The 25,170-nt window shown below is 67.6% G+C and carries 23 protein-coding genes; 21 read left to right on the plus strand and 2 right to left on the minus strand.

Annotation, left to right across the window (positions count from 1 at the left end):
* The first annotated feature begins 10 nt into the window (after positions 1-10).
* The 4 genes from odhB (at position 11) to ABL838_RS12945 (ending at position 4,648) form a co-directional block, all read left to right on the plus strand.
* Positions 11-1,282: a 2-oxoglutarate dehydrogenase complex dihydrolipoyllysine-residue succinyltransferase gene (odhB, locus tag ABL838_RS12930; RefSeq protein ID WP_418125562.1), complete on the plus strand. Its 1,272-nt coding sequence runs from the start codon at positions 11-13 to the stop codon at positions 1,280-1,282.
* Between the two features lie 156 nt (positions 1,283-1,438).
* Complete coding sequence (gene lpdA, locus ABL838_RS12935; RefSeq protein ID WP_418125563.1) at positions 1,439-2,866, plus strand: dihydrolipoyl dehydrogenase; 1,428 nt, start codon at positions 1,439-1,441, stop codon at positions 2,864-2,866.
* A 13-nt stretch (positions 2,867-2,879) separates the two neighbouring features.
* Positions 2,880-3,980: a cell division protein ZapE gene (zapE, locus tag ABL838_RS12940; RefSeq protein ID WP_184638592.1), complete on the plus strand. Its 1,101-nt coding sequence runs from the start codon at positions 2,880-2,882 to the stop codon at positions 3,978-3,980.
* Entirely contained in the window at positions 3,977-4,648 is a 672-nt protein-coding gene (locus tag ABL838_RS12945) for a hypothetical protein (protein WP_418125564.1), read from the plus strand. The genes zapE and ABL838_RS12945 overlap by 4 nt, the downstream gene beginning before the upstream one ends.
* A 36-nt stretch (positions 4,649-4,684) precedes the next feature.
* On the opposite strand, the gene ABL838_RS12950 is transcribed toward ABL838_RS12945, so the two are convergent.
* Positions 4,685-5,458: a PP2C family protein-serine/threonine phosphatase gene (locus tag ABL838_RS12950; protein ID WP_126018808.1), complete on the minus strand. Its 774-nt coding sequence runs from the start codon at positions 5,456-5,458 to the stop codon at positions 4,685-4,687.
* 108 nt (positions 5,459-5,566) lie between these two features.
* Here ABL838_RS12950 and ABL838_RS12955 point away from each other — a divergent pair, with 108 nt between their 5' ends.
* Together ABL838_RS12955 and ABL838_RS12960 are read left to right on the plus strand one after the other, a co-directional pair.
* Positions 5,567-5,770 (plus strand): YdcH family protein, encoded by a 204-nt coding sequence (locus ABL838_RS12955; protein ID WP_093201587.1) that lies wholly within the window; start codon positions 5,567-5,569, stop codon positions 5,768-5,770.
* Positions 5,767-7,863: an ATP-dependent DNA helicase gene (locus ABL838_RS12960; protein WP_418125565.1), complete on the plus strand. Its 2,097-nt coding sequence runs from the start codon at positions 5,767-5,769 to the stop codon at positions 7,861-7,863. The genes ABL838_RS12955 and ABL838_RS12960 overlap by 4 nt, the downstream gene beginning before the upstream one ends.
* Positions 7,864-7,919: 56 nt before the next feature.
* On the opposite strand, the gene ABL838_RS12965 is transcribed toward ABL838_RS12960, so the two are convergent.
* On the minus strand, positions 7,920-8,729 hold the full coding sequence (locus ABL838_RS12965) for an outer membrane protein assembly factor BamD (RefSeq protein WP_126018814.1): 810 nt from the start codon (positions 8,727-8,729) through the stop codon (positions 7,920-7,922).
* A 23-nt stretch (positions 8,730-8,752) separates the two neighbouring features.
* On the opposite strand from ABL838_RS12965, the gene ABL838_RS12970 reads away from it, so the two are divergent.
* The 15 genes from ABL838_RS12970 to hflK all read left to right on the plus strand — a co-directional run bounded on the left by ABL838_RS12970 (position 8,753) and on the right by hflK (position 25,168).
* Positions 8,753-9,778, plus strand: a complete 1,026-nt coding sequence (locus ABL838_RS12970) for an RluA family pseudouridine synthase (protein ID WP_418120466.1) — start codon at positions 8,753-8,755, stop codon at positions 9,776-9,778.
* A gap of 128 nt (positions 9,779-9,906) precedes the next feature.
* On the plus strand, positions 9,907-10,857 hold the full coding sequence (scpB, locus tag ABL838_RS12975; protein WP_418125566.1) for an SMC-Scp complex subunit ScpB: 951 nt from the start codon (positions 9,907-9,909) through the stop codon (positions 10,855-10,857).
* Positions 10,854-12,641, plus strand: coding sequence for a pseudouridine synthase (locus ABL838_RS12980; RefSeq protein ID WP_418125567.1), 1,788 nt, complete (start codon positions 10,854-10,856; stop codon positions 12,639-12,641). Before scpB ends, ABL838_RS12980 begins: the two co-directional genes overlap by 4 nt.
* Positions 12,642-12,794: 153 nt before the next feature.
* A complete protein-coding gene (gene ndk, locus ABL838_RS12985) occupies positions 12,795-13,220 on the plus strand; it encodes a nucleoside-diphosphate kinase (protein ID WP_019653122.1) in 426 nt (141 codons plus the stop codon).
* Positions 13,221-13,243: 23 nt separating this feature from the next.
* Positions 13,244-14,395 carry a 23S rRNA (adenine(2503)-C(2))-methyltransferase RlmN gene (rlmN, locus tag ABL838_RS12990; protein ID WP_126018820.1) on the plus strand — a complete coding sequence of 384 codons (1,152 nt, stop codon included), beginning with the start codon at positions 13,244-13,246 and terminating at the stop codon, positions 14,393-14,395.
* Positions 14,396-14,399: 4 nt separating this feature from the next.
* Positions 14,400-15,257: a type IV pilus biogenesis/stability protein PilW gene (gene pilW / locus ABL838_RS12995; RefSeq protein WP_126018822.1), complete on the plus strand. Its 858-nt coding sequence runs from the start codon at positions 14,400-14,402 to the stop codon at positions 15,255-15,257.
* A complete protein-coding gene (locus ABL838_RS13000) occupies positions 15,250-16,221 on the plus strand; it encodes a helix-turn-helix domain-containing protein (protein ID WP_126018824.1) in 972 nt (323 codons plus the stop codon). The genes pilW and ABL838_RS13000 overlap by 8 nt, the downstream gene beginning before the upstream one ends.
* Positions 16,218-17,507 carry a flavodoxin-dependent (E)-4-hydroxy-3-methylbut-2-enyl-diphosphate synthase gene (gene ispG / locus ABL838_RS13005; RefSeq protein ID WP_418125568.1) on the plus strand — a complete coding sequence of 430 codons (1,290 nt, stop codon included), beginning with the start codon at positions 16,218-16,220 and terminating at the stop codon, positions 17,505-17,507. Before ABL838_RS13000 ends, ispG begins: the two co-directional genes overlap by 4 nt.
* A gap of 12 nt (positions 17,508-17,519) precedes the next feature.
* Positions 17,520-18,842 carry a histidine--tRNA ligase gene (gene hisS, locus ABL838_RS13010; RefSeq protein ID WP_184638578.1) on the plus strand — a complete coding sequence of 441 codons (1,323 nt, stop codon included), beginning with the start codon at positions 17,520-17,522 and terminating at the stop codon, positions 18,840-18,842.
* A gap of 5 nt (positions 18,843-18,847) precedes the next feature.
* On the plus strand, positions 18,848-19,540 hold the full coding sequence (locus ABL838_RS13015; protein WP_418125569.1) for a YfgM family protein: 693 nt from the start codon (positions 18,848-18,850) through the stop codon (positions 19,538-19,540).
* A gap of 7 nt (positions 19,541-19,547) precedes the next feature.
* Positions 19,548-20,690: an outer membrane protein assembly factor BamB gene (gene bamB / locus ABL838_RS13020; protein ID WP_418120155.1), complete on the plus strand. Its 1,143-nt coding sequence runs from the start codon at positions 19,548-19,550 to the stop codon at positions 20,688-20,690.
* Between the two features lie 69 nt (positions 20,691-20,759).
* Positions 20,760-22,103, plus strand: coding sequence for a ribosome biogenesis GTPase Der (gene der / locus ABL838_RS13025; protein WP_184638572.1), 1,344 nt, complete (start codon positions 20,760-20,762; stop codon positions 22,101-22,103).
* A gap of 165 nt (positions 22,104-22,268) precedes the next feature.
* Positions 22,269-22,514, plus strand: coding sequence for an RNA chaperone Hfq (gene hfq, locus ABL838_RS13030; RefSeq protein WP_026346229.1), 246 nt, complete (start codon positions 22,269-22,271; stop codon positions 22,512-22,514).
* A gap of 54 nt (positions 22,515-22,568) precedes the next feature.
* Positions 22,569-23,780 (plus strand): GTPase HflX, encoded by a 1,212-nt coding sequence (hflX, locus tag ABL838_RS13035; protein WP_184638570.1) that lies wholly within the window; start codon positions 22,569-22,571, stop codon positions 23,778-23,780.
* Between the two features lie 32 nt (positions 23,781-23,812).
* Positions 23,813-25,168: an FtsH protease activity modulator HflK gene (gene hflK, locus ABL838_RS13040; protein ID WP_126018841.1), complete on the plus strand. Its 1,356-nt coding sequence runs from the start codon at positions 23,813-23,815 to the stop codon at positions 25,166-25,168.
* Positions 25,169-25,170 lie beyond the last annotated feature (2 nt).

A 25,170-nucleotide genomic window follows, 5' to 3' on the forward strand; every position in this document is an offset into this window, starting at 1 on the left:
CCCACTCCAAATGTCTATCGTTGAAGTCAAAGTCCCCCAGCTTTCCGAATCCGTGGCCGAAGCCACCATGCTCACCTGGAAGAAGAAGGCCGGCGAAGCCGTCGCCGTCGATGAAATCCTGATCGAGATCGAGACCGACAAGGTCGTGCTCGAAGTGCCCGCTCCCTCGGCCGGCGTGCTGGCCGAAATCATCCAGCCCGACGGCGCCACCGTGGTCGCCGACCAGCTGATCGCCAAGATCGACACCGAAGGCAAGGCCGGCGCGGCCGCTCCCGCAGCGGCACCCGCCGCCGCGGCGGCCCCGGCGCCCGCGGCCGCTCCGGCAGCGGCTGCTGCAGCCACCGGCGGCTCGAAGGCCGACGTCGCGATGCCCGCCGCCGCCAAGCTGCTGGCCGACAACAACCTGAAGACGGGCGACGTGGCCGGCACCGGCAAGGACGGCCGCGTGACCAAGGGCGACGTGCTCGCCGCAGTCGCCTCGGGCGCCAAGCCTGCAGCACCTGCCGCCACCGTCGCCGTGCCGGCCGCCAAGCCTGCACTGCCGCAGGTCGCCGCTCCCGCCAGCGCCCCCGACCTGGGCGAGCGCCCCGAGCAGCGCGTGCCGATGAGTCGCCTGCGCGCCCGCATCGCCGAGCGCCTGATCCAGTCGCAGTCGACCAACGCCATCCTGACGACCTTCAACGAAGTCAACATGGCGCCCGTCATGGAACTGCGCAAGCGCTTCCAGGACAGCTTCACCAAGGAACACGGCGTGAAGCTCGGCTTCATGTCCTTCTTCGTGAAGGCTGCCGTGCATGCCCTCAAGAAGTACCCGGTGCTCAACGCCTCGGTGGACGGCAACGACATCCTGTACCACGGCTACTTCGACATCGGCATCGCCGTCGGTTCGCCGCGCGGCCTGGTGGTGCCGATCCTGCGCAATGCCGACCAGATGAGCTTCGCCGACATCGAGAAGAAGATCGCCGAGTACGGTAAGAAGGCCCAGGACGGCAAGCTGGGCATCGAGGAAATGACCGGTGGCACGTTCTCCATCTCGAACGGCGGCACTTTCGGCTCGATGCTCTCGACCCCGATCATCAACCCGCCCCAGTCGGCCATCCTCGGCGTGCACGCCACCAAGGACCGCGCCGTGGTCGAGAACGGCCAGATCGTGGTCCGTCCGATGAACTACCTGGCAATGAGCTACGACCACCGCATTATCGACGGCCGTGAAGCCGTGCTGGGCCTGGTGGCCATGAAGGAAGCCCTCGAGGATCCGTCGCGCCTGCTGTTCGATATCTGACCCACCCCCGTTGCTTGCTCACTTCGTGTAGCCGCCTCCCCCCTCGAGGGGGCGCACCCGGCGGCCCGGCAAAGCCGGTTCCGCGGGTGCCTCCGAGATGGCCTGCGCTTCGCGCGGCCGTGGCGGAAGGCGGTACACCGAATTACGAAAGAACCTATGTCCAAACAATTTGACGTGATCGTCATCGGCGGCGGCCCTGGCGGCTACATCGCTGCCATCCGCGCCGCGCAACTCGGCTTCAACGTCGCCTGCATCGACGAGTGGAAGAACGGCAAGGGCGGCCCCGCACCGGGCGGCACCTGCACCAACGTGGGCTGCATTCCCTCGAAGGCGCTGCTGCAGTCGTCTGAGCACTTCGAGCAGGCCGGCCACCACTTCGCCGACCACGGCATCAAGGTCGAAGGCCTGGGCCTGGACATCGACAAGATGCTGGCCCGCAAGGACCAGGTCGTGAAGCAGAACAACGACGGCATCTTGTACCTCTTCAAGAAGAACAAGATTTCGTTCTTCCATGGCCGTGGCTCGTTCGTGAAGGCGGACGCCGGCGGCTACGAGATCAAGGTGGCCGGCGCCGCCGAAGAGTCGATCGTCGGCAAGCACATCATCGTGGCCACGGGCTCCAACGCCCGCGCGCTGCCGGGCACGCCGTTCGACGAGGAGAACATCCTCTCGAACGACGGCGCGCTGCGCATCGGCGCGGTGCCGAAGAAGCTGGGCCTGATCGGCTCGGGCGTCATCGGCCTGGAAATGGGCTCGGTGTGGCGTCGCCTCGGCGCTGAAGTCACGGTGCTCGAGGCACTGCCGACCTTCCTCGGCGCGGTGGACGAGCAGATCGCGAAGGAAGCCAAGAAGGCCTTCGACAAGCAGAAGCTCAAGATCGAACTCGGCGTGAAGGTCGGCGAGATCAAGTCGTCGAAGAAGGGTGTGAGCGTCGCCTGGACCAACGCCAAGGGCGAAGCCCAGACGCTGGAAGTCGACAAGCTGATCGTGTCGATCGGCCGCGTGCCCAACACCATCGGCCTGAACGCCGAAGCCGTGGGCCTGAAGCTCGACGAGCGCGGCGCCATCGCGGTGGACGACGAGTGCAAGACCAGCCTGCCCAACGTGTGGGCCATCGGCGACGTGGTGCGTGGCCCGATGCTGGCGCACAAGGCCGAGGAAGAGGGCGTTGCCGTGGCCGAGCGCATTGCCGGCCAGCATGGTCACGTCAACTTCAACACGATCCCGTGGGTGATCTACACCAGCCCCGAGATCGCGTGGGTCGGCCAGACCGAGCAGCAGCTCAAGGCCTCGGGCCGCGCCTACAAGGCCGGCACCTTCCCGTTCCTGGCGAACGGCCGCGCACGCGCGCTGGGCGACACGACCGGCATGGTCAAGTTCCTGGCCGACGCCGCGACCGACGAGATCCTGGGCGTGCACATCGTGGGCCCGCAGGCCAGCGAGCTGATCTCCGAAGCCGTTGTGGCGATGGAGTTCAAGGCCAGCGCCGAGGACATCGCGCGCATCTGCCACGCGCACCCGTCGCTGTCGGAAGCCACGAAGGAAGCGGCACTCGCCGTGGACAAGCGCACGCTGAACTTCTGATCCCACCGATCTTTTGACCAGCGTCAAACAGGCCTACGAGGCGGAACTCGCTGCGCGCGGGTTCAAGAGCGATCCCGCGCAGCTGCGCGCCGTGGAGGCGCTGGATCGCTGCGCCAGCGAATGGGCCGAGTACAAGGCCCAGCGCTCGAATGCGCTGAAGAAGTTCATCAACAGGCCGGAGCTCCCGCGCGGCGTCTACATGTACGGCGGCGTCGGGCGGGGCAAGAGCTTCCTGATGGACCTGTTCTTCAACGCCGTGCCGCTGCGGCGCAAGACGCGCCTGCACTTCCACGAGTTCATGCGCGAGGTGCACCGCGAGCTGCGCGAGCTGCAGGGCACGGTGAACCCGCTCGACGAACTGGGGCTGCGCATCTCGAAGCGCTACAAGCTGATCTGCTTCGACGAGTTCCACGTGGCGGACATCACCGACGCGATGATTCTCCATCGCCTGCTGGTGTCGCTCTTCGACAACGGCGTGGGGTTCGTCACCACCTCGAACTTCAAGCCCGACGACCTGTACCCGGGCGGCCTGCACCGCGACCGCATCCTGCCTGCCATCGAGCTGCTGAACGAAAAGCTCGAGGTGCTGAGCGTGGACAACGGCACCGACTACCGGCGCCGCACGCTGGAGCAGCTGCGCATGTATCTCACGCCCAACGACGCGGCGGCCGAGAAGGAGATGCGCAAGGCCTTCGAGAAGCTCGCCGAGACGGCGGACGAGAACCCGATCCTGCACATCGAGCAGCGCGAGATCCGCGCGCTGCGCAAGGCCGGCGGCGTGGTCTGGTTCGATTTCAAGACGCTGTGCGGTGGTCCGCGCTCTCAGAACGACTATCTGGAGATTGCGAGCCAGTTCCACACCATCCTGCTGTCCGACGTGCCACACATGCCGGTGCGCATGGCTTCCGAAGCACGCCGTTTCACATGGCTGGTCGACGTCTTGTACGACCGGCGATGCAAGCTCATCATGTCGGCTGAGGTTCCGCCCGAGGCGTTGTACACCGAGGGCCCGCTGTCGCATGAGTTTCCGCGCACGGTCTCCCGGCTCACCGAGATGCAATCGAGCGAGTTCCTTGCCCTGGAACGCCGCGTCGTCGATACCCGACTTACATGAAAAAAATCGTTCTTGCCCTGTTCATGGCGTTGGCCAGCCTGCCGCTGTGGGCGCAGTCCAACGCCACGGCGGGCAACGCCGACCTCGACGCCGAGAAGCGCCGGCTGTCGGCCGAGCGAGAGGCCATAGAGAAGCGCTACGTCGAGGAGCGGGCCGCCTGCTACAAGAAGTTCGCGGTGGAAGACTGCCTGCGCGAGAGCCGCACCCGTCGCCGCGCCGAAACGGACAACATCAAGCGGCAGGAAACCGCGATCAACGACATCCAGCGCCAGCGCAGCGGTGCGGCCGAGCTGAGGAAGCTCGACGAAAAGGCGGGCACGCAGCGCTCGGTGGATACGCCCGAGAAGCAGCAGCAATCCATCCAGAACCAGAAGGACCGCGAGCAGCGCGCCGCCGATCACGCGGCCAGCCGTGCCTCCACGGCAGCCGAAGCTGCCGAGCGCGAGCGCCAGTTCCAGTCCAAGCAGCAGTCGCACGCCGACGAGCAGGCCAAGGCAGCCCAGCGTCGCGCGGAAGCGCCAGAGGCCGTTCGGCGCTTCGAGGAGAAGCAGCGCCGTGCAGCGGAACACAGGGCCGATCGCGAGCGGCGCAACGCCCAGCAGCGCGACAAGCCGCGCGGGGCGCCGTTGCCCCCGCCGCCTTCCGAGCCGGGACCGGCCAAGCCCTGACAGGCAAAGAGAGAGGGTGGCGCCCGCTGCCCGCGCTCAGGCGGCGGCAGCGGGGAGCGGATCGAGCTTCAGGACCGCGATCGAGATGTTGTCGCCCGTGCCCCGGGCCCGGCGGCGCGCTTCGCCCACCAGGATTTCCACCGCGTCGCGCGGCGGCTGCGCATAAAGCACGCTCGCCAGTTCCTCGGGGCTGAAGTAGTGCCAGAGCCCGTCGCTGCAGGCCATCAGCAGGTCGCCCGGCGCCATCTTCGGGATGTAGTAGGGGTCGATGGGCGGCGGCGTGGTCGTCATGCCCAGGCAGCCCAGCAGGATGTTGCCCTGCGGATGGATGTTGGCCTCGGCCTCGGTGATCTGGCCCCGGTCAATCAGCACCTGCACGTACGAGTGGTCGCGCGTGCGCTTGAGCAGCTCTCCGTCGTGGAAGTGGTAGATGCGCGAATCGCCGGCGTGGATCCAGGCGCAGTCGCCCTTCGGGTTCATGAGGAAGGCCGCGATCGTGCTGTGCGGTTCCTGCTCGGCGGAAACGGCGGTGAGCTTGATGACCGTGTGCGAGTCCTCGAGGATTTGCTTGAGCAAGGCTTCCGGGTCTTCCTTGCCGGGCTGGTAGCGCGTGAAGAGCTGGCGCGCCGTCATGAGCACCTGGTCGGAGGCCTTGCGCCCGCCGCTGCGCCCACCCATGCCATCGGCCACAACGCCCAGCACGCAGCCGGGCACGCGCGGGTGGCTCATCAGCAGGACCTGGTCCTGCTGGTACGGGCGGTCTCCCTTGTGGAGTCCGGTGGCCGCTGCGAGTCGAAAGCCTTGGGTCATGAAGCAATGGGCGCCTGAAGCGCGGGTTCCTGTCTTCTCGGAGATTCGTGTCAGGACGTATTATCGAATGAACATGCGGCGCGAAAACCAGGCGTGCGCTCCCCACCGTTGGACTCCAATCTTCACTCCCTTTCCCGCCAGCTGATCGAACTGCGCATCGAGCACGCAGACCTCGATGCCACCATCGACCGTCTGGCCGAAGGCTCGCCGCAGGACGAGCTGCTGCTTCGGCGCCTCAAGAAGCGCCGCCTCGCGCTGCGCGACCAGATCGCCCGCCTGGAAAACATCCTCGATCCGAAAGAGCCGGCGTGACGGGGTCGCTCGAAGACAAGGTGCGCGACGCCTTCGCGCAGGACGGTGGCCTTTCGCGCGCCGCGGAGCAGTTCCGCGAACGCTCGGGGCAGACCGAGATGGCGATGGCCGTGGCCCGCACCATCGACAAGGGCGGTGTGCTGGTGGTCGAGGCCGGCACCGGCGTCGGCAAGACCTTTTCCTACCTCGTGCCGGCGCTCCTGAGCGGCGAGCGCGTGCTGCTTTCCACCGCCACCAAGACCCTGCAGGACCAGCTCTTCGGCCGCGACCTGCCGCGTCTCGTCGAAGCCTTCGGCCTGCCGGTGCGTACGGCGCTGCTCAAGGGCCGCGCCAGCTATCTGTGCCTGCACCGGCTCGACATGGCGCGCCACGATGCTTCCCTGCCAGAGCGCGGCAGCCTGCGCACGCTCGCCAAGATCGAGCAATGGTCCAAGGCCACGCGCACCGGCGACCTGGCCGAGCTGCCGGGGCTCGACGAGCGCTCGCCGCTCATTCCGCTGATCACCTCCACCCGCGAGAACTGCCTGGGCGCCCAATGCCCGCAGTTCAAGCCCTGCCACGTCAACCTGGCGCGGCGCGAGGCGCTGGCGGCCGACATCGTCGTCATCAACCACCATCTCTTCTTCGCCGACCTCGCGGTGCGCGAGACCGGCATGGCGGAGCTGCTGCCGACGGTGAGCGTGGTGGTGTTCGACGAGGCGCATCAACTCAACGAGACCGGCGTGCAGTTCCTGGGCGCCCAGCTCGGAACCGGCCAGGCGCTCGACTTCGCGCACGACATGCTGGCCGCGGGCCTGCAGCATGCGCGCGGCCTGGTCGACTGGCAGCAGCTGGTGTCCACCACCGAGCGCGCCGCGCGCGATCTGCGGCTGGTTGTCGGCAAGCAATGGCCGGGCGCGAAGCTGCGCTGGCTGGGCCCGTCGCCCGAGGGCATCGACCCCGCGGCGTGGCAGGGGGCGCTCGACGACCTGCTGGATGCATTCCGGGCGGCAGCGCAAGGGCTGGACACCGTCAGCGAAATCTCGCCCGACTTCGTGCGGCTGCACGAGCGGGCTCGCCAGCTCGCGAAACGCACCGCGCGCTTCGCCTTGCCGTGCGAACTCGATTCCGTGCGCTGGGTGGATGTGGGCACGCAACTGCGGCTCATCGAATCGCCTCTGGACATCGCCGATGCGATGCGCAAGCGGGTGCTCAAGATCGCCGACGAGGCCGGCGAGGCCGATGAGGCCGGGATCGACGGTGACGAGCAGGAAGACGGCCTGGACGCCTACGGCGAGCAGCCGGCGCGTTCGGGCGCTGCACACGAAGAGGGCGGCCGCGCCTGGGTCTTCACGTCGGCCACGCTGGGCGACGAGCCCACGCTGCGCTGGTTCACCGAGCCCTGCGGCCTGCAGGACGCCGAAGTGCTGCGCGTGCAGAGCCCCTTCGACTACGCCTCCCAGGCCGCGATCTACGTGCCGCGCGCCTTTCCCAAGCCCAACGATCCGTCGCACAGCCAGCGCGTCGCGCAGCTCGCGGCGCGCGGGGCGGCGGAGCTGGGCGGCCGCACGCTGGTGCTGACGACCACGCTGCGCGCATTGCGCACCATCGGCGACGAGATGAGGCAGCAGTTCGAACTGCTCGACGCACAAGTTCGGCCCGAAGTGCTCGTGCAGGGCGAACTGCCCAAGCGCGTGCTGATGGACCGCTTCCGCGAAGGCTCGAGCGCCGGGCGCGCGGGCTGCGTGCTGGTGGCGTCGGCGTCGTTCTGGGAGGGGTTCGATGCACCGGGAGACGTGCTTCAGCTGGTGGTGATCGACAAGCTGCCGTTTCCGCCGCCCAACGATCCGCTGGTCGAGGCGCGCTCGCAGCGGCTGGAGGCGCAGGGGCGGAGTTCGTTCGCCGACTATTCGCTGCCCGAGGCGGCGGTGGCGCTCAAGCAGGGTGCGGGGCGCCTGATCAGGCGCGAGACCGACAGCGGCGTGCTGGCGATCTGCGATACGCGGCTGGTGGCGATGGGCTATGGCCGCCGTCTGCTGGCAGCCTTGCCTCCGATGCGGCGGCTCGAGAACGAAGCCGATTTCGATGCCGCGCTGGAGGCGCTCAGGAACTGAGCGGGAGGCTTCGGCAGGGCGCTTGCGGCCCTACCGGTTCAGGAAGGTCGTCTGGCTTACCAGACCTTCCACCACGGGTCGTCCTTGCCCTTGAAGCCGTTGGCGAGGAACGTGCTCTGCGGGTAGTTGGTGGTCAGCACGCGCTGGGCGTCGTCGCGCAGATCCTTCATGCCGAGTGCGTCGTACGACTTGACCATGATGTACAGGGCTTCTTCGAGCGCCGGCACTTCGCGGTAGTCGGCCAGCGCGACCTGGGCGCGGTTGATGGCCGCCAGGTAGGCGCCGCGCGTGTAGTAGTAGCGCGCCACGTGAACCTCGTACTGCGCGAGCGAGTTCACGATGTAGTTCATGCGCTGGCGTGCGTCGGGGGCATAGCGCGAGTCGGGGAAGCGCGTGGCCAGGTCCTTGAACGCCTCGAACGATTCCTTGGCGGCCTTCTGGTCGCGCTCCGACAGGTCCTGGCGCGTCAGGAATGCGAACATGCCGAGGTCGTCGTTGAAGTTGATCACGCCCTTGAGGTAGAGCGCGTAGTCCATGGCCGGGCTCGCCGGGTGCAGCTTCATGAAGCGGTCGACGGTGGCGATGGCGGCCGCCTTCTCTCCGGACTTGTACTGGGCGTAGGCCTTTTCCAGCTGTGCCTGCTGGGCCAGCGGGGTGCCGGCTGCGCGGCCTTCGAGCTTCTCGTAGAGCGGAATGGCCTTGTCGTAGGCGCCCGATCCGGCCTCGTCCTTGGCTTCCGAATAGATGCGGTTGGGGCTCCAGGTGGCGGTCTTGTCGGCGGTCGGGGTCGACGAGCAGCCAGCTGCCAGCAGAGCCGCCGCGCTGAGCGCGATCCAGGCGGGGACCGATAATTTGGCGCGAATCATCACATACGGCTTTCGTGAAACAGTTGCCCTCAATTATATCGACCGACCCTCTGGGCAATATCCCCGACAGCCCGGAGGTGGCCGAGCACGAAGAGGGCGCCGACCCGGCCGAGGCCAGCGAGCAGCGGCCCTTCGTCATCGACCCGGCCCAGCACGGCCAGCGGCTCGATCGGGCCCTGGCGGCGCTGGTGCCCGAGTTTTCCCGCAGCTATCTGCAGCAGCTGATCGAGGCAGGCGTCGTCGAGTTGCAGGGGCGCACCGTCACAAAGGCCTCGGCGCCGGTGAAGGCGGGGCAGTCCGGGCGCATCGAATTGCGCCCCACGCCCCAGAGCCAGGCCTTCCGGCCGGAGGCGATGGACATCGTCACCGTGTACGAGGACGAGCATCTGCGCATCGTCGACAAGCCCGCCGGCCTCGTGGTGCACCCGGCACCGGGGCACTGGAGCGGCACGCTGCTGAACGGCCTGCTGGCGCTCGACCCCAAGGCGGTGCTGCTGCCGCGTGCCGGCATAGTGCATCGGCTCGACCGCGATACCAGCGGCCTGATGGTGGTGGCGCGCACGCGCCCCGCCATGGATGCGATGGTGGCGCTGATCGCCGCGCGCGAGGTCAAGCGGCAGTACCTGGCCATCGGCCACAGGCAGTGGGAGGGCGCCCCTGCACGGCATGTCGACGCCCCCATCGGGCGCGATCCGCGCAACCGGCTGCGCATGGCGGTGGTCGATCTGGAGCGCCATGCGGGCAAGACCGCCCGCACGCTGATCGAGCGGCTCGACAGCAACGCCGAGGGTTGTGCCGTGCGCTGCACGCTCGAAACCGGGCGCACCCACCAGATCCGCGTGCATATGGCCTCCATCGGCCATCCGCTGGTGGGCGACGCGCTCTACGGCGGCGCGCCGGCCGCGGGGCTGTCGCGGCAGGCGCTGCATGCATTCAGGCTGGCCTTCGTGCATCCCGTCACGCAAGCGGCGCTGGAGTTCCGCTCGCCGTTGCCGGGGGACCTCGTCCAGGCTTTGCAGGCCTGGGGGCTGGATTACAATCGCGCCTGACGGCCCGAGGGCCGCGCCGGTCGCCCGAGACCGGCCTTGCGTTGCATTCGCCGCGTGCCTGCAGCGCCTACTCCTTCCATCCATCTGAACAAGCGCCCCCAGGCGCCTTTTCCCGGATAACGCGAACCATGAATACGGCGGATGCCAAGCGCATTCTCGAAACCGCCTTGATCTGTTCGAGCCAGCCGTTGCCGGTGCGCGATATGCGCGTGCTGTTCGACGACGAGCTGGGTGCGGACACCATCAAGGCGCTGCTGCTCGAACTGCAGGAAGACTGGGCGCAACGTGGCCTGGAGCTGGTGAGCGTCGGCAGCGGCTGGCGCTTCCAGAGCCGGCCGGAAATGCGCGACCACCTCGATCGCCTGCACCCCGAAAAGCCGCCGCGCTACACGCGCGCGGCGCTCGAGACGCTGGCCATCATCGCCTACCGACAGCCCGCCACGCGCGGCGACATGGAAGACATCCGCGGCGTGACGATCAACTCGCTGATCCTCAAGCAGCTGGAAGATCGCGGCTGGGTCGAGGTCATCGGCCACCGCGAAACGGTCGGCCGCCCGGCGCTCTACGCGACCACGCGCCAGTTCCTCGACGACCTGGGCCTGGCCTCGCTCGACCAGCTGCCGCTGATCGAGACGCCCGCGCAGCAGGCGGCGCTGGTCGACGCGCTCGAGCAGGCCTCGGGCGAGCAGCAGGGGCTGCCGATCGATGCGGCGCCGGAGGGCGATGCAGATGCGTCCGGATCGGCGGAGCTGGAACTCTCCTTGGCCGGCGTGCCGGCGGCGGACGCCGAGATTGCTGCTGCGCAACAAGGCGAAGAAGCCGTTGCCGAGACGGCTGAAGCGCTGGAGATGCCTGCCCGGGAGCCCGCGATCGTCGACACCGCGCCCGAAGTCGTGGAAGCAGTCAAGGCAGCCGAAGCTGCCGAAGCGATCGAGGCCGCCCAGGCACAGTTCGCCGAGAACGAAGCGGGAGCCGAATCTGCCCCCGCCGAGCCAGAACAAGAACCCGCGTCAGAGCCCGATGCCCCGTCCGAGGACGAGACCGACCCTGACGCTCCCTCCCCCGGAAAAACCTCATGAGCACAACCGACACCGAAGACGCAGCGATGCTGCCGGTCGAGCCCGAAGTCAAGAAGAAGAAAAGGGCGACCCCGGCCAGGAAGGCGGTCGATGCAGTCGAGGCGGTAGCGCCGGCCGAGGCAGAAGTCGAGGCACCGAAGAAGCCGCGTGCACCACGCAAGAAGAAGGTGGTCGAGCAGGTTGCGCCCGAAACTGAGGCCGAGGCCGTGGCCGCGCCCGTGGCGGAGGCGCCCCGGCAAGTGGGCGAGCCGGAAGTTGTCGCGGCCGTCGTCGAAGAGGCGCCTGTTGCAGTCGTCGCGGAGGTGGCGCGTGATCCGGAGCCTGTCGAGGCGCATCGGGCCGAGCGCCTCGATGACCGCGACGACCGCGACGATGACTCCCGTGACGAAGACGAGGAAGACGAAGAGCCGGACGAGGAAGAAGACGACCTCGACCGCGCCCGCCGCGCCGCCGAGCGCGAGCAGCGCAACGCGCCGCCGCCGGAGCCGATCCGCTTCGCGGACGTCATCTCCGGCCAGTTCGACGCCGACGAGGAAAGCCCCGAAGTCCCGCCGCTCAAGCGCGTGCTGCTCCCTGAGGCCGATTCGCCCAAATTGCACAAGGTGCTGGCGCAGGCCGGCCTGGGCTCGCGGCTCGAAATGGAGCAGCTCATCCTGCAGGGCCGCATTTCCGTCAACAACGAGCCGGCCCACATCGGCCAGCGCATCCAGTACGGCGACCAGGTCAAGATCAACGGCAAGCCGATCCGCTATCGCATCGCGCCACCGCCGCCGCGCGTGATCGCGTACCACAAGCCCGTGGGCGAGGTGGTCACGCACGACGATCCACAGAACCGCCCGACCGTGTTCCGCAAGCTGCCGCGCCTGCAGCAGGGCAAGTGGCAGTCGGTGGGCCGTCTCGACCTGAATACCGAGGGCCTGCTGCTATTCAGCAGCTCCGGCGACCTGGCCAACCAGCTCATGCACCCTCGCTTCGGCCTGGAGCGCGAGTACGCGGTGCGCGTGCTAGGTGCGCTCACCGCCGAAGAGAAGCAGAAGCTGCTGGACGGCGTGCGCCTCGACGATGGCATGGCGCAGTTCGGTGCCATCGAGGACGGTGGCGGCGAAGGCTCCAACTGCTGGTATCGCGTGACGATCTCCGAAGGCCGTAACCGCGAGGTGCGCCGGCTGTTCGAGTCGGTGGGCCACGCGGTCAGCCGGCTGATCCGCATCCGCTACGGCGCGATGGTGCTGCCGCGCGGCCTGAAGCGCGGCGCCTGGATGGAACTCGACGACCGCGACATCCGTGCGCTGTTCCAGGCCTCGGGTGGCGCGGTCGCCCGTCCGGGCCAGCAGCAGCGTGGCCCGGGGCAGGAGGGCGGTGGCGGCAACGGCCGCGGCGGCCGCAACAAGAAGCGCCGTGGCAATCGCAACGGCGGCGGCCAGCAGCAGCCGCGCGACATGCGCGAAGCGCGTGACGACGGCGGGCGCGAGGCGCCGATCCCGAATCCGCTTGGCGACGGCCGTCCGCCGCGCGGCGAGCGGGGAGGACGTTCCAACCGTGGCGGCGGGCAGCCCCAGGGGCAGGGACGCCGCGGCAACGGCAACCGCCAGAGCGGCGATCGCCAGCAGCAGGGTGGCGGTGGCAATCAGCCCGATCCGATGAAGACCTCGCTGGGCTACATCGGCGCCGACAGCTTCTCGCGCCAGCGCAAGGAGCAGCGCGGAGGAGGTCAGCGCCGCGGAGGCGGCGGGGGCGGGGGCGGCTTCGCAGGCCAGGGCGGCGGACGCCGCCGCGGGCGCTGAAAGTCTGCCGTCGCAGCGCGGCCTTTCGCGGGGTTTTCACCAATCCGCAAGGCTGCGCCGGTTAAAATCAGAGGCTTTGTCGACATGTGACGCAACAAACTCGTTGCAGTTGTGACAAAACACTTCAAAATCAAAGCTCCAGGAAGCATTTCAATGGCTATCGAACGTACCCTTTCCATCATCAAGCCCGACGCAGTTGCCAAGAACGTCATCGGCAAGATCGTTTCCCGCTTCGAGGCCGCCGGCCTGAAGATCGTCGCCGCCAAGCTGGTGCACCTGTCGCGCAACGAAGCCGAGCAGTTCTACGCCGTGCACAAGGAGCGTCCCTTCTTCAAGGACCTCGTCGAATTCATGATCTCGGGCCCCGTGTTCGTGCAAGTGCTCGAAGGCGAGAACGCCATCGCCAAGAACCGTGACCTGATGGGCGCCACGGACCCCAAGAAGGCAGCCGCCGGCACCATCCGCGCCGACTTCGCCGACAGCATCGACGCCAACGCCGTTCACGGTTCGGACGCTCCCGAAACCGCCGCGAACGAAGTGGCCTTCTTCTTCGCCGGCCTCAACGTCTACGCACGCTGAAACCCGGATCTCGCCCCGATTCCATGACCACGGCCAATCTGCTCGATTTCGATCTCGAGGGGTTGGCTGCGTTCTGCGAAAAACTCGGCGAGAAGAAATTCCGCGCCACGCAGCTGTTCCGCTGGATCCACCAGCGTGGCGCCAGCGACTTCACCCAGATGACAGATCTGGCGAAGTCGCTGCGCGAGAAGCTCGCGACCACCGCTCGCGTCGAGGCCCTGCCGGTCATCACGCAGCACGAATCCAGGGACGGCACGATCAAGTGGCTGTTCGACGTCGGTGACGGCAATGCCGTCGAAGCCGTATTCATTCCCGAGGACGACCGCGGCACTCTTTGCGTGTCGTCTCAAGCCGGCTGTGCGGTCGGTTGCCGCTTTTGCTCGACGGGGCATCAGGGCTTCAGCCGCAACCTCAGCACGGGCGAGATCGTCGCCCAGCTCTGGTTTGCCGAACACTTCCTTCGCAAGCACCTCAAGCGCGACGAGCGCGTCATTTCCAACGTGGTGATGATGGGCATGGGCGAGCCGCTGCAGAACTACTCGGCGCTCGTGCCAGCGCTGCGCACCATGCTCGACGACAACGCCTACGGGCTGTCGCGCCGCCGCGTGACGGTGTCGACCTCCGGCGTGGTGCCAATGATCGACCGCCTCGGCGCCGATTGCGCCGTGGCGCTCGCGGTTTCGCTGCACGCGCCCAACGATCCGCTGCGCGACGACCTCGTTCCGCTGAATCGCAAGTACCCGATCGACGAACTCATCGAGGCCTGCAAGCGCTACCTGGCCCATGCCCCGCGCGACTTCATCACCTTCGAGTACTGCATGCTCGACGGCGTGAACGACCAGCCAGAGCATGCACGCCAACTGGTCGAACTGGTGCGCAGGCACGGCATCTCGTGCAAGTTCAACCTGATCCCGTTCAACCCGTTTCCGGCCTCGGGCCTGCTGCGTTCGCCGCAGCCGCGCGTCCTGGCGTTCGCCAAGGCGCTGAGCGAGGCCGGTCTCGTGACCACCGTGCGCAAGACGCGCGGCGACGACATCGATGCCGCCTGCGGCCAACTCGCCGGCGACGTCAAGGACCGCACCCGCGCGGCCGAGCGCATGGCGCAGCGCCGTGCGGCCGAGCAGCGCCCCGTTGTTTTGCATCCGGTCCGCAAGACCGCCTCCCAGGAGCATTGAACCGATGAGCATGGCCATTTCGATGACGACCGCGAACGTGCAGCGGATGCTGACGGTGGGTTTCGCGGGCGTCGCCGTGTCGCTGCTGCTTGGGGGCTGCGTGAGCACGCGCACCACCACCACCAGCCTGGCCGACAGCAGCAACTCGTCCAAGGGCACCGAGATCGTCACCGAGTCCGACGAGTCCAGCCGCCAGCGCCGCGCGCGCCTGCGCATGGAACTGGCCGCCGGCTACTTCGAGCACGGCCAGACCACCGTCGCGCTCGACGAAATCAAGCAGGCGCTGGCCGCCGACCCGAACAACGCCGACGCCTACAACCTGCGCGGCCTGGTCTACATGCGGCTCGACGACGCCGCCCTGGCCGAAGACAGCTTCCGCCGTGCCATCGCGATCAATCCGCGCGACCCGAACACACGCCACAACTATGGCTGGCTGCTGTGCCAGCAGAACCGCTATGGCGACGCGGCCGCCCAGTTCGGCGAGGCCCTGGCCGTACCGACCTACACCGAGCGCGCCAAGACGCTCATGACACAGGGCGTGTGCGAGCTCAAGGCCGGCCAGCGCGACAAGGCCGAGCGCACCCTCATGCAGGCCTACGAGATCGACGCCAGCAACCCGGTGGTCGCCTTCAACCTGGCTTCCGTGCTGGCGCAGCGCGAGGAATGGTCGCGCGCGCAGTTCTACATCCGCCGCGTCAACAACAGCGCCGCGGCCAGCGCAGAGACGCTCTGGCTGGGCATCAAGATCGAACGTAAGCTGAACAACCGCGAGGCAGTCGCGCAGTTGGGAGGCCAACTGCAACGACGCTTCCCCCAGTCGCGGGAGGCAACAGCGTACGAGCGCGGGAATTTCAATGACTGATCGGGTTTCGGAGTTCGGCACTTCCGCAGCATTGCCACTGGAAGCTGGCGATATCGCGAACAAGACGGCCGGTGACCTGCTGCGCGAGGCGCGCGAGGCCCACGGCCTGCACATCGAGATGGTGGCCGCGGCCCTGAAGGTCCCGCCGCAGAAGCTCATGGCGCTCGAGGCGGACGACATCGCCTCGTTGCCCGACCCGGTCTTCGCCCGCGCACTGGCCAGCAGCGTCTGCCGCGCCCTGCGCATCGACCCGGCCCCCGTGCTCGCGAAGCTGCCCAGCACGCAGAAGGTGTCGCTCGCCGAAACCGACCGCACCCTCCGCTCGAACATCAATTCGGGCACGCCACGCTGGAACGGCAACGGCCGCTCCAGCGGGCTGCCTTCGCGGCCGCTGCTGATCGTCGTGCTGCTGCTGCTGATCGGCGCGGGTGCGCTGTTCTGGCTGCCGCAGTCGGTGTTCGATCAGCTCGGCGCTTCCGTGTCGCGCCTTGCGGCGCGCGGCGATTCCGGTGCGGAATCGCCGTCCGCCAACGGTCCGGCCTCGGCCGGCGGATCCGTGGCCGAAACCGTGCCCACACAGGCCGTGGCGCCCAGTGGTCCGGTGGCCAGCGAGGCTCCGGCCGCGGCGCCTGCTTCCGGTGCGCCCGCGGCTACCGCTGCCGCGCCGGCTGCCACGGCTGCTGCTGCACCTGCGGCCACGCCCGTGGCTGCAGCCTCGAGCAGCCAGCAGCTGGTCTTCGTGGCTCGCGAGGAATGCTGGATCACCGTGACCGAAGCCGGCGGCAAGCAGTTGCTGCGCCGCAGCCTGCAGGCAGGCGAAACGGTGGGGCTGTCGGGCACGCTGCCGCTGTCGGTCGTGGTCGGCCGCGCTTCGAGCGTCGACGTGCAGGTCCGTGGCCAGCCCTTTGACCTGAAGCCCTTCACCAAGGGTGGTGGCGTGGCGCGTTTCGAGGTGAAGTCGTGACCTCCACTGGCAATTGCCTTCCCGTTCCGATCGAGGCCGCGGCTCCCAAGGCCCGCCGCTCGCGCCAGGCCAGCGTGGTCTGGGGGCCGAGAGTGGTCACCGTGGGCGGCGACGCCCCGGTGCGCGTGCAGTCGATGACCAACACCGACACCGTCGATGCCATCGGTACGGCGATCCAGGTGAAGGAGCTGGCCCAGGCCGGCTCCGAGATGGTCCGCATCACGGTCAACACGCCCGAGGCCGCCGCGCAGGTCCCTTACATCCGCGAGCAGCTCGACCGCATGGGCATCGACGTGCCGCTGGTGGGAGATTTCCACTACAACGGCCACCGCCTGCTGACCGAATATCCGGCCTGCGCCGAGGCGCTGAGCAAGTACCGCATCAACCCCGGCAACGTGGGCAAGGGCGACAAGAAGGACAGGCAGTTCGGCCAGATGATCGACGCCGCCATGCGCTGGAACAAGCCCGTGCGCATCGGCGTCAACTGGGGCAGCCTCGACCAGGAACTGCTCGCCAGCCTGATGGACGCCAACAGCCGGCGCGCCGAGCCCTGGGACGCCAAGCAGGTGATGTACGAGGCGCTGATCACCTCTGCCATCGAGTCCGCCAGGCTGGCCGAGTCGATGGGCATGGCCGGCAACCAGATCATTCTTTCGTGCAAGGTGAGCGGCGTGCAGGACCTGATCTCGGTCTACCGCGAGCTGGCCCGCCGCTGCGACTATCCGCTGCACCTGGGCCTCACCGAGGCCGGCATGGGCACCAAGGGCACCGTGGCGTCGGCCGCGGCGCTGTCGATCCTGCTGCAGGAGGGCATCGGCGACACGATCCGCGTGTCGCTCACGCCGCAGCCGGGCGAGTCGCGCACGCAGGAGGTGGTGATCGCCTCCGAGATCCTGCAGGCGCTGGGCCTGCGCGTGTTCGTGCCGAGCGTCACCGCCTGCCCGGGCTGCGGCCGTACCACCAGCACCACCTTCCAGGAGCTTGCCAAGCAGATCGACGACTACCTGCGCATGCAGATGCCGGTCTGGCGCAAGAAATATCCGGGCGTGGAGACGCTGAAGGTGGCCGTCATGGGCTGCATCGTCAACGGCCCCGGCGAGAGCAAGCACGCCGACATCGGCATCAGCCTGCCCGGTACGGGCGAGGCGCCTGCGGCACCGGTCTTCATCGACGGCGAAAAGGCCCTCACGCTGCGCGGCGACAATATCGCCAACGAGTTCCATCAGCTCGTCGAAAACTACATTGAAAAGCGCTTCGGCCAGCCGCTGGCTGCCGACGTCGCCTGACCGCTTTCTCCTATGGCTGACAAGATCAATGCCGTCAAAGGCATGAACGACATATTGCCGGCGAGCGTGCCGCGCACCGACCGCCTGCCCGATTCGGCGCTGTGGTCGTGGTTCGAACAGAAGGTGCGGCAACTGCTGGCCCGCTACGGCTACCACTACATCGTGACGCCCGTGGTCGAACCTACCGCACTGTTCGTGCGCGGTCTCGGCGAGGTCACCGACATCGTCGAGAAGGAGATGTACTCCTTCACCGACTCGATGAACGGCGACAAGCTCACGCTGCGCCCGGAGGCCACGGCCGGCATCGTGCGAGCGATGGTCGAGCACAACGCGCTCTACAACGGCCCGCTGCGCCTGTGGACCATGGGGGCGATGTTCCGCCACGAGAGGCCGCAGAAGGGGCGCTACCGCCAGTTCCACCAGCTCGACGTCGAAGCGCTCGGCTTCCCGGGCCCCGACGTGGACGCCGAACTGATCCTCATGGTGCGCGCGCTCTGGCGCGAGCTCGGCCTGGTCGAGGGCGAGCATGTGCGCCTAGAGATCAACAGCCTCGGCCAGCCGGCGGAGCGCCAGGCGCACCGTGATGCGCTGATCCGCCATTTCGAGGCGCATGCGGACGTGCTCGACGCCGATGCGAAGCGGCGCCTGCACAGCAACCCGCTGCGCATCCTCGACACGAAGAACCCGGCGATGCAGGCCATCGTCGAGGCCGCGCCCCAGCTGATGGACTTCCTCGGCGAGGAATCGCGCGCGCACTTCGACGCCGTTCGGGCCGTGCTCGACGCCGCGGGCCTGGCCTATCGCGTGAATCCGCGCCTGGTGCGCGGCATGGACTACTACAACCTCACCGTCTTCGAGTGGGTCACCGAACAGCTCGGCTCGCAGGGCACCGTCTGCGGAGGCGGGCGCTACGACGGGCTCATCGGGCAGATGGGTGGCAAGCCGGCGCCGGCCGTGGGCTTCGGCCTCGGCATCGAGCGGCTGCTGCTGCTGATCCAGGAACTGGGCCTGCCGGTGCCGTCCGCGGCGCCCGCGGCCTATGCCGTCGTTCCCTCGGCCGCGGTGCTGCCGCAGGTCATGATGGTGCTCGAGCAACTGCGCGCCGCAGGCGTCAGCGTGCTGCAGCACGCGGGCGGCGGCAACATGAAGGCGCAGTTCAAGAAGGCCGACGCGAGCGGTGCGCGCTACGCACTGATCTTCGGCGAAGACGAACTGGCGCGCGGCGAGGTCACCGTCAAGTCGCTGCGCGACGCAGGCGGCGCCCAAGTCGCCCGGTCTCTTTCGGAAGTGGCCGCCTGGGCCGCCACCCTACAATCGCCGGCTCCCAATACCTGACACGCATGGCAACCCATCTCGACCTCGAAGAACAGGAACAGCTCGACCAGCTCAAGCATTTCTGGAATACCTACGGCACCCTGATCACCTCGGTCGTGCTGCTCGTTGCCGGCGCCTTCGTGGCCTGGAACGGCTGGCAATGGTATGGCCGCAACAAGGCGGCGCAGGCCTCGTCGCTCTACGACGAGATCGAGAAGACCGCGCAGGCGGGCGACCCGGCGCGCATCGCGCTCGTGCTCGACGACATGAAGAAGCGCTTCGCGGGCACCACCTACGCGCAGCAGGCCGGCCTGCTGGTCGCCAAGACGCTGTACGAGAAGGGCAATGCCGCGGGTTCGCGCGCCGAGCTCGAATGGGTGGCCCAGAACGCCATCGACCCCGGCTACAAGGCCGTTGCCCGGCTGCGGCTGGCGGCCGAGCTGCTCGACGGCAAGTCCTACGACGAGGCCCTGAAGCAGCTCGACAGCGGCGTGCCGAAGGAATTCGAACCCCTGGTGGCCGACCGCAAGGGCGACATCTACCTGGCCCAGGGCAAGCGCGCAGAGGCTCAGACCGAATACCGCAAGGCCTGGACTGGCCTCGGCGCCACTTCCGACTACCGCCGCCTGGTGGAGATCAAGCTCAACGCGGTCGGCGTCGACCCTAAGAGCCTGGCTCCTGTAGTCACCGTCACTCCCGCAGCTCCCAAGACTCCCTGACCGCATCATGAATTTCAAGCGCCTCATGCCTGAATCGTCCGCCCTGCGTGCGGGATCAGCTCTCGTTTTGGTAGCGCTCCTGGCTGCCTGCTCGGGTTCGTCCAAGCCGAAGCCGGACGAGCTTCCCGCCAACCCGGCCCTGATGGGCGTGCGCCAGGCGTGGACGGTGCGCATCCCCGAGGTGAAGTTCCCCCTGACCACCGACGTCAGCGGCGACACGGTCACCGTGGCCGGCAGCGACGGCACGGTGGTTGCCATCGACGCGCGCGCCGGCCGTGAAGTCTGGCGCGCCAGCGCTGGCGCTCCGCTGGCGGCCGGTGTGGGCAGCGACGGATCGGTGGCGGCAGTCGTCACCACCGGCAACGAGCTGGTCGCCATCGAGAACGGCAAGGTGCTCTGGAAGCAGAAGCTTTCGGCGCAGGCCTTCACCGCGCCCCTGGTGGCGGGCCGCCGCGTGTTCGTGCAGACCGCCGACCGCAGCATCAGCGCCTGGGACGGCCAGAGCGGCCGCCGCCTGTGGATCCAGCAGCGCGCGGGCGAGAACCTGGTGCTGCGCAAGTCGGGCGTGCTGCTCGCCGTGGGCGATACGCTGGTGGCCGGCATCGGCGGCCGGCTGGTGGGCATCAACCCCGCCAACGGCACTTCGCGCTGGGAATCGCCCATTGCGGCGCCGCGCGGCACCAACGATGTGGAGCGCCTGGTCGACCTGACCGGCAGCGTGAGCCGCTTCGGCGACACGATCTGCGCGCGTGCGTACTACGCGAGCGTCGGCTGCGTCGAAACGGTGCGCGGTTCGCTGGTCTGGAGCAAGCCTGCCTCGGGCGCAGACGGCGTCAGCGGCAACGAGAGCTTCGTCTACGGTACCGAGTCCGACGGCAGCGTCGTGGCCTGGCGCCGTGCCGACGGCGAGCGCGCCTGGCAGATGTCGCGCCTCAAGAACCGCGTGCTGACTTCGCCGCTGGCCGTGGGCCGCTCGTTGATCATCGGCGAGGACACCGGCACCCTGCATTTCGTCTCGCGTGAAGACGGCGCGTTGCTCAACCGCATCACGCCGGACGGCTCGGCCATCACCGTTGCGCCGGCACTGGCCGGCAACACGGTGGTCGTGGTGACCGCCAAGGGTGGCGTGTTTGGCTATCGCCCCGAGTAACCCTCTTTCTTCTTTCCTTCTCTCTTTCCAAGGCCCGACCATGAAAACCGCGCCCTCGAAAGGCCGGCCATGAAGCCGGTCGTGGCCCTGGTCGGGCGGCCGAACGTCGGCAAGTCGACCCTCTTCAACAGGCTCACGCAGACGCGCGACGCCATCGTCGCCGACTTCGCCGGCCTCACGCGCGACCGCCACTACGGCAACGGCCGCCTGGGCAAGCGCGAATTCATCGTCATCGATACCGGCGGTTTCGAGCCTGACGCCGGCAGCGGCATCTACAAGGAGATGGCCAAGCAGACGCGACAGGCCGTCGCCGAGGCCGACGTCGTGATCTTCGTGGTCGATGCACGAGAAGGACTCTCCGCGCAGGACCATGACATCGCCAACGAGCTGCGCCGTATCGGCAAGCCCTGCGTGCTGGTGGCCAACAAGGCCGAGGGCATGCACGACGGCACCAAGCTGGTGGACTTCTACGAGCTCGGGCTGGGCGAGGTGCACGGCGTGTCCGCGGCGCACGGGCAGGGCATGCGCGGCCTGGTCGAGCTGGCGCTGGCGCCGCTGAACCTTCCCGACCCCGATGACGAGGAGGAAGAGGACGACGTCAACAAGCCGATCAAGCTGGCTGTGGCAGGTCGTCCCAACGTGGGCAAGTCGACGCTGATCAACACCTGGCTGGGCGAAGAGCGCCTCGTGGCCTTCGACATGCCGGGCACTACGCGCGACGCAATATCCGTACCCTTCGAGCGCAACGGCCAGCGCTTCGAGCTGATCGATACGGCAGGCCTGCGCCGCAAGGGCAGGGTGTTCGAGGCGATCGAGAAGTTCTCGGTGGTCAAGACGCTGCAGGCCATCGAGTCGGCCAACGTCGTCCTGCTGCTGCTCGATGCCACGCAGGGCGTGACCGACCAGGACGCGCACATCGCAGGCTACATCCTCGAAAGCGGCCGCGCGGTGGTGATCGCCATCAACAAGTGGGACGCGGTCGACAGCTACCAGCGCGAGCAGATCCAGCGGCAGATCGAGACCCGCCTCGCGTTCCTGAAGTTCGCGGCGCTGCATTTCATCTCGGCCATCAAGCGCCAGGGCCTGGGCCCGGTTTGGCAGGCCATCGCGCAGGCTCACAAGTCGGCCACGCGCAAGATGTCGACGCCGGTGCTGACGAGGTTGTTGCTGGAGGCGGTGCAGTTCCAGGCGCCCAAGCGAAGCGGGATGTTCCGTCCCAAGCTGCGTTATGCGCACCAGGGGGGCATGAACCCGCCGGTGATCGTGATCCACGGGAATTCGCTCGAACATGTGACCGATGCTTACAAGCGCTTCCTCGAGGGACGCTTCCGCAAGGAGTTCGATCTCGTGGGTACCCCCTTGCGCATCGAGTTCAAGAGCTCCCACAATCCCTTCGTCGACAAGGACGACTGACTGAATTTGGCGGCCGATGGCCGCCGTTGAGTTCTGACCGGGGTCGAAGTTCCGGCTTTTGAGAGACGTTATTTTTCAAAGGCTTTTGGGTGCGATTGCTGCGGCGCGGAAACCCTGTGTTAAGGTCTTCTCCTCCAACAACTACTCTTGAACACGGAGAATATCGTGAGCAATAAAGGGCAACTTCTACAAGACCCGTTTCTGAACACCTTGCGTCGCGAGCATGTGCCGGTCTCCATTTACCTGGTGAACGGTATCAAGCTGCAGGGCCAGATCGAGTCTTTCGACCAGTACGTCGTGCTGCTTCGCAACACGGTGACGCAGATGGTCTACAAGCACGCCATTTCCACCATCGTGCCAGGTCGTGCCGTCAACTTCTCGGCTACCGAGAACGACGACAACGCCGCCTGATCGCGCGGAGCGCGGCGGCACCGCTGCCGCGCTTTTCCCTATTTCTGATCCCGCTTGTCTGAACTGACTTCCCGCCAGGAAGGCGCCGCCGTTCTCGTCGGCGTCGATTTCGGGCTGCCCCATTTCGACAGCGAACTCGAGGAACTCGGCCTGCTTGCGCAGACCGCGGGCCTCACGCCCGTCGCCCGCCTCGCGTGCAAGCGCAAGGCGCCCGACGCGGCATTGTTCGTTGGCAGCGGCAAGGCCGAAGAAATCAAGGAGCTGGCTGCCCTGCACAGGGCGAGCGAGGTCATCTTCGACCAGGCCCTGAGCCCTGCGCAGCAGCGCAACCTCGAGCGCCAGCTCGACGTCGCTGTCTACGACCGGACCTTCCTCATCCTCGAAATCTTCGCCCAGCGCGCGCGTTCGCACGAAGGCAAGCTGCAGGTCGAGCTCGCCCGCCTGCAGTACCTCAGCACGCGGCTGGTTCGTCGCTGGTCGCACCTCGAGCGCCAGACCGGCGGCGCGGGCGTGCGCGGAGGCCCGGGCGAGAAGCAGATCGAGCTCGACCGCCGGATGATCGGCGAGTCGATCAAGCGCACGCGCGAGCGCCTCTCCAAGGTGCAGAAGCAGCGCGGCACGCAGCGCCGCCAGCGCGAGCGCCGCGACGCCTTCAACATCTCGCTGGTGGGCTACACCAACGCGGGCAAGTCGTCGCTTTTCAATGCGATGGTCAAGGCGCGCGCCTATGCGGCCGACCAGCTGTTCGCAACGCTCGATACCACCACGCGCCATCTCTACCTGGGCGATGCGCGCAGGCAGGTGTCGATCTCCGATACGGTGGGCTTCATCCGCGACCTGCCGCACGGGCTGGTCGATGCCTTCAAGGCCACGCTGCAGGAGGCGGTCGATGCCGACCTGCTGCTGCACGTGGTCGATGCCTCCAACCCGCACTACCCCGAGCAGATGGCCGAGGTGCAGTCGGTGCTGCGCGAGATCGGCGCGGACGCCGTGCCGCAGCTTCTGGTCTTCAACAAGCTCGACGCCCTTGAAAGCACGCAGCATCCGCTGCATCTGCAGGACGAGATGGAAATCGACGGCGTGCAGGTCCCCCGCATCTTCCTCAGCGCCAGGACCGGCGAGGGCGTGCCGCTGCTCCGAGCCGAGCTTGCCCGGCAGTCAGGCTCCGCACCCGATACGATGACCCCTGCTGCGGACGCTGAATTGCACGATGCAACCGATGGATTGGGCACAATCCCGCCACTGACAAGAGAACGAAGCGAATGAATTCAAAGCCAGCGCGGAGAGGGTTTCTGGGCATGTTCAACCTGAACGACGGCCGATGGGGGCGCGGCGACGAGCCGTCCTCCTCCAACGGCGACCGACCGGCCGGCAACCGGCCCCCCGATGCCAATCCCCCCGGCGGCCCCACGCCCCCGCCCCAAGGCAACAACGGCAACGACAACCGTCCCCGCGGCCAGGGCCCCAACCAGGGCCCGCCCGACCTCGATGAACTCTGGCGCGACCTCAACCGCAAGCTCGGCGGCTTCTTCGGCGGCAAGGGCGGCGGCAACCGTCCCAATGGCGGCGGCGGCAACGGCTACAAGCCCGACATGAAGAACGCAGGCTTCGGCATCGGCCTCGTGGCGGCGGTGGCCGTGCTGATCTGGCTCGGCACCGGCTTCTTCATCGTGAACGAAGGCCAGCAGGCCGTCATCACCCAGTTCGGCAAGTACAAGAGCACCGTGGGCGCAGGCTTCAACTGGCGCCTGCCTTATCCCATCCAGCGCCACGAAGTCGTGGTGACCACGCAGATCCGTTCGGCCGACGTGGGCCGCGACGCCATCGTGCGTTCCACCGGCCTGCGCGAATCGGCCATGCTGACCGAAGACGAGAACATCGTCGAGATCAAGTTCGCCGTTCAGTACCGCCTGAGCGACCCGCGCGCCTGGCTGTACGAGAGCAAGTCGCCCGCCGACACCGTCGTGCAGGTGGCCGAGACTTCCGTGCGCGAGGTGGTGGGCAAGATGAAGATGGACGCCGCGCTCGCCGAGGAGCGCGACCAGATCGCGCCGCGCGTGCGCGCGCTGATGCAGACCATTCTCGACCGCTACAAGATCGGCGTCGAAGTCGTCGGCATCAACCTGCAACAAGGCGGTGTGCGCCCGCCCGAGCAGGTGCAGGCCGCGTTCGACGACGTGCTCAAGGCCGGCCAGGAGCGCGAGCGCACCAAGAACGATGCGCAGGCCTACGCCAACAACGTGGTGCCCCTGGCCACCGGTACGGCCTCGCGCCTGAAGGAAGAGTCCGAGGCCTACAAGGCGCGGATCGTGGCTCAGGCGCAGGGTGATGCGGGCCGCTTCAGCGCCGTGCTGTCGGAGTACCAGAAGGCCCCGCAGGTGACGCGCGACCGCATGTACACCGACGCCATGCAGCAGATCTACGCCAGTACCACCAAGGTTCTGGTCGACAGCAAGCAGGGCTCGAACCTGCTGTACCTCCCGCTCGACAAGCTCATGCAGATGAGCGGCGGCAACGCGGCAACGCCGGTCGATGCGGCCAGCCCCAGCGTCGCCGGCACGGCGCCGGCACAGTCCTCGGTCATCCCGGTGGCCCCTGCCACGAACGACGTGCGCGGCCGCGACGGCCGCTCGCGTGACCGCGACGTGCGTTGAGA

The sequence above is a fragment of the Variovorax sp. 160MFSha2.1 genome, from assembly GCF_048305075.1.
Lineage (GTDB): Bacteria > Pseudomonadota > Gammaproteobacteria > Burkholderiales > Burkholderiaceae_C > Variovorax > Variovorax guangxiensis.

Bases quoted from the DNA above. Each gene is read 5' to 3' on its own strand.
- ABL838_RS12945 (WP_418125564.1), top strand. From the start codon at position 3,977: ATGAAAAAAATCGTTCTTGCCCTGTTCATGGCGTTGGCCAGCCTGCCG.
- ABL838_RS12980 (WP_418125567.1), top strand. From the start codon at position 10,854: ATGAGCACAACCGACACCGAAGACGCAGCGATGCTGCCGGTCGAGCCC.
- ABL838_RS12950 (WP_126018808.1), bottom strand. From the start codon at position 5,458: ATGACCCAAGGCTTTCGACTCGCAGCGGCCACCGGACTCCACAAGGGA.
- ABL838_RS13015 (WP_418125569.1), top strand. From the start codon at position 18,848: ATGGCAACCCATCTCGACCTCGAAGAACAGGAACAGCTCGACCAGCTC.
- der (WP_184638572.1), top strand. From the start codon at position 20,760: ATGAAGCCGGTCGTGGCCCTGGTCGGGCGGCCGAACGTCGGCAAGTCG.
- pilW (WP_126018822.1), top strand. From the start codon at position 14,400: ATGAGCATGGCCATTTCGATGACGACCGCGAACGTGCAGCGGATGCTG.
- bamB (WP_418120155.1), top strand. From the start codon at position 19,548: ATGAATTTCAAGCGCCTCATGCCTGAATCGTCCGCCCTGCGTGCGGGA.
- ndk (WP_019653122.1), top strand. From the start codon at position 12,795: ATGGCTATCGAACGTACCCTTTCCATCATCAAGCCCGACGCAGTTGCC.
- hisS (WP_184638578.1), top strand. From the start codon at position 17,520: ATGGCTGACAAGATCAATGCCGTCAAAGGCATGAACGACATATTGCCG.
- rlmN (WP_126018820.1), top strand. From the start codon at position 13,244: ATGACCACGGCCAATCTGCTCGATTTCGATCTCGAGGGGTTGGCTGCG.
- odhB (WP_418125562.1), top strand. From the start codon at position 11: ATGTCTATCGTTGAAGTCAAAGTCCCCCAGCTTTCCGAATCCGTGGCC.
- scpB (WP_418125566.1), top strand. From the start codon at position 9,907: ATGAATACGGCGGATGCCAAGCGCATTCTCGAAACCGCCTTGATCTGT.
- ABL838_RS13000 (WP_126018824.1), top strand. From the start codon at position 15,250: ATGACTGATCGGGTTTCGGAGTTCGGCACTTCCGCAGCATTGCCACTG.
- hflK (WP_126018841.1), top strand. From the start codon at position 23,813: ATGTTCAACCTGAACGACGGCCGATGGGGGCGCGGCGACGAGCCGTCC.
- ABL838_RS12965 (WP_126018814.1), bottom strand. From the start codon at position 8,729: ATGATTCGCGCCAAATTATCGGTCCCCGCCTGGATCGCGCTCAGCGCG.
- lpdA (WP_418125563.1), top strand. From the start codon at position 1,439: ATGTCCAAACAATTTGACGTGATCGTCATCGGCGGCGGCCCTGGCGGC.